Source organism: Sulfitobacter sp. SK012 (assembly GCF_003352085.1).
Lineage (GTDB): Bacteria > Pseudomonadota > Alphaproteobacteria > Rhodobacterales > Rhodobacteraceae > Sulfitobacter.
This window is the reverse complement of record NZ_CP025804.1, coordinates 3,788,865-3,799,679: the sequence shown is the minus strand read 5'-3', so window position 1 is coordinate 3,799,679 and position 10,815 is coordinate 3,788,865. Positions and strand designations below refer to the sequence as shown.

Here is a 10,815-nt window from a genome sequence, read left to right as displayed (position 1 = left end):
ATTGTACCCTTTGCGGGGTAAAGCTGCCGTCCACTTCAAATGTATCAATGTCAGCTACATGATACCGCTCAACAAACTGTCGTTTTTGGAAAGCTTGTGCGGGTGCGAAGGCATTTGGATCATGCTATTGCGCAACATGGTTTTGAATTTGCTTAAGGGGAACTCGAACGCATGTTGCGCTTAGGCCTGATTGCATTGAAACGCTAGTGCAACCAAACGATGATTGTGGTGAACATTATGGACATGGCCTGCTTTGCAATGAGGCGACGGATCAGTTTATTTTTTGCCGCACTGTGCGCGAGTCTTTCCGCCTTTGTTTACGAAGCAGGTGTAAATCCGGGCCATGATCCGACGAGCCCTTGGTACGTTGCGGGGATAGCTGGATTTGCAGCTGGCGCTTGGGCCTGGGCAGTCTTCCCAAGGATGGGGCGTCACTGGCTCAAAGATATACTCTGGATTGCGGGTGCGTTCCCTTGTGTCGGAGCCATGACCGGGGCGTTGTTATCGTTCGGTCATCCATTGGGAATTATCGGTGGTTTGCGTGTCGCTCTCGATCTTCCATTTTTGTTTCCTGAAGTGATTGCGCCTCTTTATCTTTTCGGGGCTGGATTGGCATTCTTGTTACCTCGCATTCCTCGTTTTCGTTGAAGGCAGCACAAGGTGTTGGCTACCATTTTGAATGTTACTTTCCCGCAAGGTCAACATTCAGGAACCTTCCTAAAACGCTCATTTTTGAAACAGGCCCGAGCAACATCTTTTGACGCGGCCACAAACCACCTTCATACCCAAACAGTTGTTGAACATTTTTGCATCTGACGCGAAAGCGGGCATTAGCTGCGTCGCGAGAATTCGATAATGAGGGCTCAAAGCCGCGGTTAACCCTAATAAAAAGGCCCCGCATCATACGGGGCCTTTTTACTTTTCAAAAAGTGACTCCCGTTATTGTGGGATGTCGCCTTCGATGCCTTCGACGTAGAAGTTCATGCCGGCCAAGGTGCCGTCATCTGCTGTTTCGCCGTCAGCCAACCAATCAGAGCCGTCCTGCTTTTTGATCGGACCGGTGAAAGGCATATAGGAGCCGTCAGCGATAGACGCCTTCAACGCCAGCGCTTCTGCTTTAACGTCAGCTGGTACCGCATCGGAAATCTCGCCGATGCCGACCATGCCGGCGCCAATGCCGTCCCATGTGTCTGTGCTTTCCCAAGTGCCATCCATAACGGCCTTGGTGCGTGCGATGTAGTAGGGGGCCCAGTCATCAATGATCGAAGACACACGCGGCAGCGGTGCATATTGCGCCATGTCGGAGGCTTGACCGAAGGTGATCACATTGCCCGCTTCCTGTGCAGCCGCCTGAGGCGCAGTGGAATCGGTGTGCTGCAAGATCACATCTGCGCCTTGCTCGATGAGTACTTTGGCTGCATCGGCTTCTTTGGCAGGATCAAACCATGTGTAGGCCCAAACGATCTTGAACTGTACATCTGGGTTGGCTTTTCTGGCATGAAGAAACGCCGAGTTGATGCCACGGATCACTTCGGGGATCGGGTAGGATCCGATATAGCCGACGGTATTGGATTTTGTCATCTTGCCGGCAATGTGGCCCTGAATCGCGCGGCCTTCATAGAACCGTGCAGAATAGGTCGATACGTTGTCGGCACGCTTGTAGCCAGTCGCGTGCTCGAATTTCACATTCGGGAATTTGGCCGCGACGTTGATTGTCGGGTCCATATAGCCAAACGATGTGGTGAAGATCATGTCAGCGCCGTCTAGTGCCATCTGGGTCATGACGCGTTCGCTGTCAGGACCCTCGGCCACGTTTTCGACAAACACGGTTTCAACCGCGTCGCCAAATTCTGCTTCGACCGCGAGGCGACCTTTGTTATGCTCGTAGGTCCAGCCGCCGTCACCGACAGGGCCGACATAGACAAAGCCGAGCTTGGTCTTGGCGTGGCCATCGGCCAGTGCGCCGGTTGCCAATGCCATTGCCATTGCGGCACCAGTCATCAGTTTGGTGAATTTCATGAAACGTCTCCCAGGTGTAAAACCCCATTTGCGGGGCATGGTGATTGGCCTCAAGATGAGGCATGGAATGTCCGCCCCAGCGAACCGGGCGCGGCACTTTTGTCTGCAGACAAGATCACCAGCACAACGATGGTGATCACATACGGTGACATTGCCAGATATTCGACAGGAATGGCAACGCCGGCGCCCTGTAGATTAAGCTGCAATTGAGTAATTCCGCCAAAAAGATAGGCACCCGCCAGCACGCGCCAAGGCTTCCATGATGCGAATACAACCAGCGCGAGCGCGATCCAACCAACGCCGGCGGTCATGCCTTCGGTCCATTGCGGAACACGGATCAAACTGATGTAAGCCCCGCCCAAGCCCGCGCAGGCTCCGCCAAACATGATCGCAGCGGTACGGATACGCACGACCTTGTAGCCAAGCGCATGCGCTGCGTCGTGGTTTTCGCCGACCGCGCGTAAAACGAGGCCAATGCGCGTGAACTTCAATGTGGCCCAGACCGCGGCGACCAGCGCCAGACCCAGATAGAGGATGATGTCATGGGTCAACAGGATCGGCCCAATCACAGGAATATCACTCAGGGGCCCGAAGTCGACATCCCCCAGACGCGGCGGTTTTACCCCAACATAGCTTTGACCCATCAGGGCAGAAAACCCGAGACCAAAGAGCGTTAGCGCCAGCCCAGAGGCGACCTGATTGGCCAGCATCACTTGCGTGAGAAACACAAACAGAAGGCTGATCGTAGCCCCACCAACGGCTGCTGCGACAAACCCCAACAGCGGTGAGCCCGTCTCAACCGCGGTTGCAAAGCCGCAGATCGCGCCCATGATCATCATACCTTCGACGCCAAGGTTCAGAACGCCCGTGCGTTCCACGACAAGCTCGCCTACGGCAGCAAATATCAGGGGCGTCGCGGCCACCAGAAAACCTGCAACAAAAAGAACTGGATTGATCGCTGACAGGTCCATTTAGAGCCCTCCGTGAAGGCTAAGATGAATGACGAAAGCAACAAACGCGGCAGCTCCGAGCATTTGCGCAAAATGCCGGATAGATGGCCGATGCAGCCGTGCGAGCATCGAGGCTAGCCGTGGCATATGCCGGGTTGCCCAGACGCCAAGGCAAAGGGCGCTGAGCAGAATGGCAATATGCACCGCGACAAATACAGCCAGTGCCGTCCCTGCGAGTTCACTGTTCCCTTGGAGCATCAAATGGACCATTCCCAGCATCATGAGGCCCATCAGCGCCCCCATCATGAGAGGTCGTATTTCCAAATGTCTCATATGGATGCCTCCGTCCGGCCAAACCGCAGCCGGTAATTGGTGAAGAGATCAAGCGCCAGCAGGAAGAAAAGCAGCATGCCCTGAAACACTTGAATGGCCGCTGCAGGCAACCCGAGTTTGGATTGCGCGATGTCACCGCCGATGTATGTCAGCGCCATCAGACCGCCTGCCAACAAAATTCCAACCGGGTGCAACCTGCCCAAAAACGCGACGATGATCGCCGTAAAGCCATAGCCTACGTTGAAATCAATCGTCACCTGACCCGCAGGCCCCGACACTTCGAACATGCCTGCCAGCCCGGCTAGCAATCCCGACATTCCGAGGCAGAACAAAATCAATCGCGCAGGATTAACACCTGAGAACTTCGCGGCACGGGGCGCTTCTCCGGTCACCCTAATGGCAAAACCCAACCGGTGCCGTGCCAGCAAAACATAGGCGAAAATCACCGCAATCAAGGCCGCAACCACACCCCAGTGCATACCGGACCCTGCAATTAATTCGGCGTTATGCGCAGGTGCGTATTGCTGGAGATTTCGACTGCCCGGAAATCCAAAGCCTTCGGGATTTTTCATCAAGCCCAAGGACATTGAGGCGAGGAACTGCTCTGCGACATAGACCAACATGAGCGAGACCAAAATCTCGTTGGTTCCAAATTTCACCTTAAGAATTGCCGGGATCATCGCCCATAGCCATCCGCCAAAGGCACCCGCGAGAACCATCAGCGGAAAGATATACCAGCCTTCACCGGGATAAAACGCAAGCCCCATACCTGCGCCAAACAGCGCGCCCATGATGTATTGCCCTTCGGCTCCGATGTTCCAAATCCCGGCTTTAAAACCCAAACTTAGACCAATGGCGATTAATACCAGCGGCGCACCCTTGATCAGCAATTGTGGCCGATAGTAAAAGGCAAAATCCCCAAACAGCGGCTCCCAGAAGATCGTTAAGATCGAAGCGATCGGGTCCTTGCCCAAAGCCAAAAACAGCAGTCCGCCAAAGAACATCGTTGCGATTACAGCAAGTAGCGGTGTCGCCAATGAAAACGCGCGGCTTGGCTCTGGGCGTTTTTCTAATCGGATCATACGCCGGTCCTGACTTTAGTTTTTAAATTGATTGAAGTTTTTTGGGGGTCTAGTCTGTCTAACTCAAAGATAGATCCGCGACATGTCGGCATAAGCGTTTCAAACATGAGCCACCTCCATGCCGTGCGCGCCGCCCATCATAAGGCCGATCTCGTCGACGGTCAGCCCCATGGCGGGCCGAGGTTCAGACAGCCGCCCTTCGTTGAGCGCTGCAAACCGATCCGAAATCTCCATCAGCTCGTCCAGATCTTGACTAATCACGATGATCGCCGTGCCATTCTCAGCCAAATCAAGCAGCGCTTGCCTAATTGAGGCGGCGGCAGATGCATCGACCCCCCAAGTGGGTTGATTGACAACGAGCACTTCTGGCCGCTGTAATACTTCGCGCCCAATCACGAACTTCTGCAGGTTACCCCCAGACAAAGATCGCGCGGCAGATCGTGGGCTCGGCGTGCGTACGTCAAATTCCTTAATGATTTTTTCAGCGAACTTTGTGGCGGCAGGCCAATTCAAAAATCCAGCTGTTTCCAAGCCTTCGCGCACAGCGCCCGTCAACATCGCGTTTTCTGTCAGCGACATATCCGGTGCGGCGGCATGGCCGAGACGCTCTTCGGGTGCGGTGAGTATGCCGAGTGCGCGCCGAACAGTAGGGCCCAGGACACCGATATCTTGGTCACGAAAATGGATCATCCCACGGGCGCTGAGCACCTCGCCTGACAACGCGCTCAGCAATTCGTCTTGTCCGTTGCCAGCAACTCCGCCGATGCCCAGCACTTCGCCTGCGCGCAACTCAACATTGATCTCTCGAAGGGGCATACCAAAAGCGCTTGGCGATTTGGCAGATAGCGCTTTGAGCGCGAGCACCACGTCACCAGGCGTTTTGCCTGCCCGGGTAGGGGTCTGAAGGACCGTGCCCACCATCATCTCGGCCATGTCCCGGGCCGTGGTTTCACGAGGGGTGCAATGGCCCACGACTTTACCTAATCGCAAGATCGTGGCGCTGTCACATAGGCTGCGGATTTCTTCGAGCTTGTGTGAGATGTACAAAATGGCTGTGCCCTCGGCGCTCAGCTTTCGCAAGGTTTTGAATAGGATTTCAACCTCTTGCGGTGTCAGGACACTTGTTGGCTCATCCATGATCAACAGCTTCGGATCTTGCAGAAGGCAGCGAATAATTTCGACCCTTTGGCGTTCGCCGGCAGATAGATCACCGACAACCCGATCAGGCGATAGGGGCAGCCCATAGGTCTCTGATACTTCACGAATTCGGGCCGACAGAGCCCTCAGTTTTGGGGCGTTCTCCATGCCAAGGGCAATGTTCTCGGCCACGCTCAGTGCGTCAAAAAGTGAAAAATGTTGGAACACCATGCCGACCCCGGCAGAGCGCGCCGCGCGAGGTTCAGATGGGGCGTAAACATCCCCGTGCATCAACATTTGACCCGCATCAGGCTTGACCAGACCATAGATCATCTTGACCAAAGTCGATTTTCCCGCACCGTTTTCACCCAAGAGTGCATGCACTTCGCCGGGTGCAATCCGTAAGGACACTTCGTCATTCGCAACGACGCCCGGATAGGCTTTGGTCAGGCCGGTCAGATCAAGAAGTGTGCTGTCAGTCATGGCATTTGGTCCCCGGATTTTGTCCAGTATCGCCACGTTGGCGCGTGTCTTTCAAGAGAGTGAGAGCAGTGCCATGCGCGATCTGCGCTGGGTGTTTGCCCAAGGATGGATCGCCGATAGGGCAGGTGATCTGTGCAGGTTCCAGTCCAAGCGCTTTGAGCCGACTGGAAAAGCGCGCCCACTTCGTTGCTGACCCAATCAGCCCGCAAGAAGCAAAACCACGTTCCAGCAAAGCAGCACATAGTTTTAGGTCAATATCATGCGAATAGGTAAGGATCAGATGATGCGCCTCGGTCGGGGCGTGTGCGGCTAGGCGCGGCATGTCGAGGGTAGGAACGATGTCTATGTGCGCCGGCACGTTGGCGGGAAACCGATCTGGGGTCGCGTCGACCCACGTGATTGCAAAAGCATCCAACGGCGCAATTTGGTTTACCATCGCGCGGCCCACATGACCTGCACCCCAAATCCACAAGGGCCCTAGGGGTGTTTCCGGCAGGATCGACAGATCAATAGCGAGGCTCGGATCGCCATTTGGTCCGGCACCATCGCGTGAATAGCGCAAGCTGACGGCCCCGCCGCAGCATTGTCCCAAGTCGGGGCCCAGAGGGATTGTCTCGTGCGCTTCTGATTGATTGTCGTTCAGCATTTTTCGCGCTGTCGTGATGGCGCGGTATTCCAGCGCCCCGCCACCAATTGTTCCGACAATCCGATCGGCGCGCACAATCATCGCGGTGCCAGCGTCACGGGGGGCCGATCCGCGTGTTGCTGTGATTTCTATACAGATGTGGCTCATCCGCGTGCCCGCTCGACCGCGTTCAGCACCGCTTCGGCAGTCGCGGGTGTTTGCAGGTCGCCGAAATTCGGACCACAGGCGGCCACCGCATCGGCCAGCGCCAGATAAGCAGAAATGCCAAGCATAAGAGGTGGCTCTCCCACGGCTTTGGAACGGTAAATCGTCTGCGCAGGGTTTGGTTGATCCCAAAGCGCCACGTTAAACACATCCGGGCGATCAGAGCAGGACGGGATTTTATAGGTCGCAGGCGCATGGGTTTTCAGCACGCCCTTTGCGTCCCAAACCAGTTCTTCTGTGGTCAGCCAACCAGCGCCCTGAACATAGCCACCTTCAATTTGGCCAATATCAAGCGCTGGGTTCAGCGAAGCGCCAGCGTCATGCAGAATGTCAGCCCGTAAAATGCGGTTCTCGCCCGTGAGGGTGTCGATCACAGTTTCGGTCACCGCCGCACCATAGGAAAAGTAAAAGAAAGGCCGGCCACGCCCTTTGATCCGGTCCCATTCGATATCTGGGGTTTTGTAAAAACCAGTGGCCGATAAACTGACCCGGTTTACATAAGCCGAGGCCGCGGCCTGAGCGAAGGTGATCTTGGTTTCGTCTATCGACACCATGCCGTCTTCAAAATGCACGGCCTCCGGTGTGGTTTGATGCAGTTCAGCGAGATGCTCGGACATACGTGTGCGTATGGTGTCACATGCTGCTTGAACGGCCATGCCATTCAGGTCGGTGCCTGAGGACGCGGCGGTTGCAGATGTGTTGGGCACTTTGCCTGTGTCTGTTGCCGTGATTTTCACGAGATCGGTTGAGACGCCAAACCGTGCGGCAGCAACCTGCGCGATTTTCTGAAACAGACCCTGACCCATCTCCGTTCCGCCGTGGTTCAGGTGGATCGAGCCATCTTGGTAAACATGCACCAATGCGCCTGCCTGATTAAGATGGGTGAGCGTAAAGGAAATGCCGAATTTTACCGGGCTCAATGCAATTCCGCGTTTCAGCACGGGGTGCTCTGCGTTCCATGCCGCAATGGCCGCTCGGCGCGCGACGTAGTCAGAAGAAGACGCCAGACGATCAGTCAGCGCGTTGATAACGCAGTCGGTGACGGGCTGGTGATAGGGGGTGGTCTGAACGGTGGCCGCCTTGGCAGTCGGCGCATCGCGAGAAGCAGCATTTGTTGCACTCTGCGTGTCTTGCAAAGTGCCAGATGAGGGTTCTTGGGCGCTATCAGCGTAGTAATTAGCGCGCCGGACCTCATGCGGGTCGCGTTGCAGATGCTGCGCTATATGATCCATGACGCGCTCAATTCCGACAACCCCTTGAGGTCCGCCAAAGCCACGAAATGCGGTTGCTGATTGCGTATTCGTCTTGAGACGGTGCGAGGTGATCCGGACATCGCTAAGATGATAAGCGTTGTCAGCATGTAGCATGGCGCGGTCAGCAACTGGGAGGCTAAGGTCCATCGCCCAACCGCAGCGGACATATTGTTTAAAATCAAGCGCCTGGATGCGTCCATCGGAGTCAAACCCGACGGTGTAGTCGATGCGAAAATCATGCCGTTTGCCGGTGATGATCATATCGTCGTCGCGGTCATAGCGCATTTTGCAGGGCTTGCCCGTGCGTGCCGCAGCAATGGCGCACGCGACTGCCAAAGCATTGCCCTGGCTTTCTTTGCCGCCAAATCCGCCGCCCATGCGCCGTATCTCGACGCGGACACTGTGCATTGGGGTCCCCAGTGCCTCGGCAACCTTGTGCTGGATTTCGGTCGGGTGCTGGGTTGAACTGTGCACAACCATGTCGCCACCTTCTTGGGGCAACGCGAGGGATGCTTGCCCTTCGAGATAAAAGTGTTCCTGACCGCCAACAATTATCGATCCGGTCAAGTTCTGCGGTGCTGTTTGAAACGCAGCGTCCGGATCACCTTTAGTATAGATGCGGGGACCGTCCTCAAAACGGCTGTTTGCAGCCAACGAATCTTCGATGCTGAGAAGGGCTGTTGCCGGTGTGAATGCAAATTCACCCAACCGTGCGGCTGCCCGTGCCGCAAGATGAGATGTGGCAATGACCATAAATATTGGCTGCCCGACATAATGAACTTGACCCATGGCAAGCAGCGGCTCGTCATGGTTGGAAGGTGATACATCATTCGCGTGAGGCAGATCGTCGGCGGTAAGAACCGCGACGACACCGGGGGCGGAATTCACAGCCGATAAATCCACCGCGTCGAGCGTGCCCGCAGCGATTGTGCTGAGGCCAAAGGCAATATGCAACGTATCCGCTGGGAGAGGGATGTCGTCAACATAACGCGCGGTACCCGTCACATGAAGGCGGGCGGCGTCGTGGGGCAGGGGCTTTGCGACGCTCATGACATCACCAGATGCAGGTCGGTTTGGGTACCCGTTGCCTCCAGATAATACCTCAGCAACAGGTTTTGCGCTGACTTGAGACGGTATTCGGCAGAGGCGCGCATATCATCGAGGGGCTGGAAATCTTCAGCTAGGGCCTGCATCGCCGCTCGAAACGTTTCCTCCGAAAAAGACTGGCCTGTCAGGACAGCCTCCGTTTGAGATGCGCGTTTTGGGGTGCCGGCCATACCGCCATAGGCGAGGCGCGCCTGCGTAATATTATCGCCATCGCGGGTTATGTTCAGGCAAGCGCAGACAGCAGATATATCTTGGTCGAAGCGTTTTGAAAGCTTGTAGCACCGCAAGGTGTCGGGCTGTTTTGGTACGCTAACAGCCTCGACAAATTCGCCTTTGGCACGGTCCTGTTTACCATAAGTAATAAAGAAATCCTCAAGCGGCATACTGCGCCGGGTATTCCCGTGGCGCAGATGTAGCGTGGCATTCATCGCAATCAGCGCAGGGGCTCCATCCCCAATAGGCGAGCCATTGGCGATGTTGCCGCCGATGGTCGCGGCATTGCGCACTTGCACAGACCCATAGCGGCGAAGCATCGCTGCAAGGCTAGGAAAATGCGGCGCAAAATGCTGCTCAAGATCAGTGATCGTCGTGGTGGCCCCGATGTGCCAATGATCGCCTTCGTCCTTGATGCCGCTCAGGTCAGAACACCGGTTGAGAAAAGCCACAGACCCCAGATCGCGGAACTGCTTGGTCACCCAAAGGCCAACATCGGTGGCCCCAGCGATCAGCGTCGCATCGGGATTTGCAGCATACCACTCGGCCAGCGCATCGCCACTTTCTGGGTGGGTAGGTGCCGCTGCACCTTCCACCACAGGCAAGTTTTGAGGCAGCGAAGCCAGATGTGGAGGAACGGGTGCTTGGGCTAACTCTTCGGCGGCGCGAATGATGGGGGCGTAGCCAGTGCAGCGGCAAAGGTTGCCAGCAAGCTGTGTGTCGTGATCGTCATTTCCGTTAAGCTGCGCCGTGGCCATCGAAACCACAAAACCGGGCGTGCAAAACCCACATTGGCTGCCGTGGTGGTCGATCATCGCGGTCTGGGCGGGATGCAAGGTGCCATCAGCCTCGGCCAATCCTTCGACGGTGGTGATATGCTTGCCGTGGACTTGCGGCATAAACAGGATGCAGCCATTGAGCGCGCGGTTGCCTGCTTCGTCCGAAATCATCACGGTGCACGCTCCGCAGTCGCCTTCACGGCATGCTTCCTTGGTGCCAGTAAGCCCGCGTCTTTCACGCAGCCAGTCGAGCACCGTTGTCGTGGGGGATATGTCGTGAAGTGACACACTCTCTCCGTTCAGAAGAAACGTGATGTCCATGGAGTTCGCCTGCCGCGTTACATGTGGCCCAATTGTGCGGTGCGTTCGATGCGGTGTAGAACACGGGTCGCGGGCTTATCGTTTCAACACGCTACGCGCAGGAGATAGGATTCGGCAAGGGGCTTGCTGTTTTGGCCAGCTGCGATTGGGGCACGCAGAGCGGGCGGGATATCTCTGCAGGTATGGAGGGATTTATCAAGACCGCGATCTGCATGTCCCCGCGTCGAAAAAAAAGGCGCTAGCCAATGGAAAGAAGCCGCGCGATTTGTGGTGTTTCCGATAGAAGCC

At 56.0% G+C, this 10,815-nt stretch carries 9 protein-coding genes; 1 reads left to right on the top strand and 8 read right to left on the bottom strand.

Annotated features, from left to right (window positions below):
• Positions 1-219 precede the first annotated feature (219 nt).
• Complete coding sequence (locus C1J03_RS18525; protein ID WP_114887939.1) at positions 220-648, top strand: hypothetical protein; 429 nt, start codon at positions 220-222, stop codon at positions 646-648.
• Between the two features lie 291 nt (positions 649-939).
• On the opposite strand, the gene C1J03_RS18520 is transcribed toward C1J03_RS18525, so the two are convergent.
• From C1J03_RS18520 to xdhA, 8 genes are all read right to left on the bottom strand, one after another.
• Positions 940-2,019, bottom strand: coding sequence for a BMP family ABC transporter substrate-binding protein (locus C1J03_RS18520; protein WP_114887938.1), 1,080 nt, complete (start codon positions 2,017-2,019; stop codon positions 940-942).
• 50 nt (positions 2,020-2,069) lie between these two features.
• Positions 2,070-2,990 carry an ABC transporter permease gene (locus C1J03_RS18515; RefSeq protein ID WP_114887937.1) on the bottom strand — a complete coding sequence of 307 codons (921 nt, stop codon included), beginning with the start codon at positions 2,988-2,990 and terminating at the stop codon, positions 2,070-2,072.
• On the bottom strand, positions 2,991-3,302 hold the full coding sequence (locus C1J03_RS18510) for a hypothetical protein (protein WP_162798589.1): 312 nt from the start codon (positions 3,300-3,302) through the stop codon (positions 2,991-2,993). It lies immediately after the preceding gene.
• Complete coding sequence (locus C1J03_RS18505; RefSeq protein WP_114887935.1) at positions 3,299-4,384, bottom strand: ABC transporter permease; 1,086 nt, start codon at positions 4,382-4,384, stop codon at positions 3,299-3,301. The genes C1J03_RS18510 and C1J03_RS18505 overlap by 4 nt, the downstream gene beginning before the upstream one ends.
• Before the next feature lie 99 nt (positions 4,385-4,483).
• Positions 4,484-6,004: an ABC transporter ATP-binding protein gene (locus C1J03_RS18500; protein WP_114887934.1), complete on the bottom strand. Its 1,521-nt coding sequence runs from the start codon at positions 6,002-6,004 to the stop codon at positions 4,484-4,486.
• Positions 5,997-6,797: a xanthine dehydrogenase accessory protein XdhC gene (xdhC, locus tag C1J03_RS18495; protein ID WP_114887933.1), complete on the bottom strand. Its 801-nt coding sequence runs from the start codon at positions 6,795-6,797 to the stop codon at positions 5,997-5,999. The genes C1J03_RS18500 and xdhC overlap by 8 nt, the downstream gene beginning before the upstream one ends.
• Entirely contained in the window at positions 6,794-9,157 is a 2,364-nt protein-coding gene (xdhB, locus tag C1J03_RS18490) for a xanthine dehydrogenase molybdopterin binding subunit (RefSeq protein WP_114887932.1), read from the bottom strand. The genes xdhC and xdhB overlap by 4 nt, the downstream gene beginning before the upstream one ends.
• Positions 9,154-10,527 carry a xanthine dehydrogenase small subunit gene (gene xdhA / locus C1J03_RS18485; RefSeq protein WP_114887931.1) on the bottom strand — a complete coding sequence of 458 codons (1,374 nt, stop codon included), beginning with the start codon at positions 10,525-10,527 and terminating at the stop codon, positions 9,154-9,156. Before xdhA ends, xdhB begins: the two co-directional genes overlap by 4 nt.
• Between the last annotated feature and the right edge of the window lie 288 nt (positions 10,528-10,815).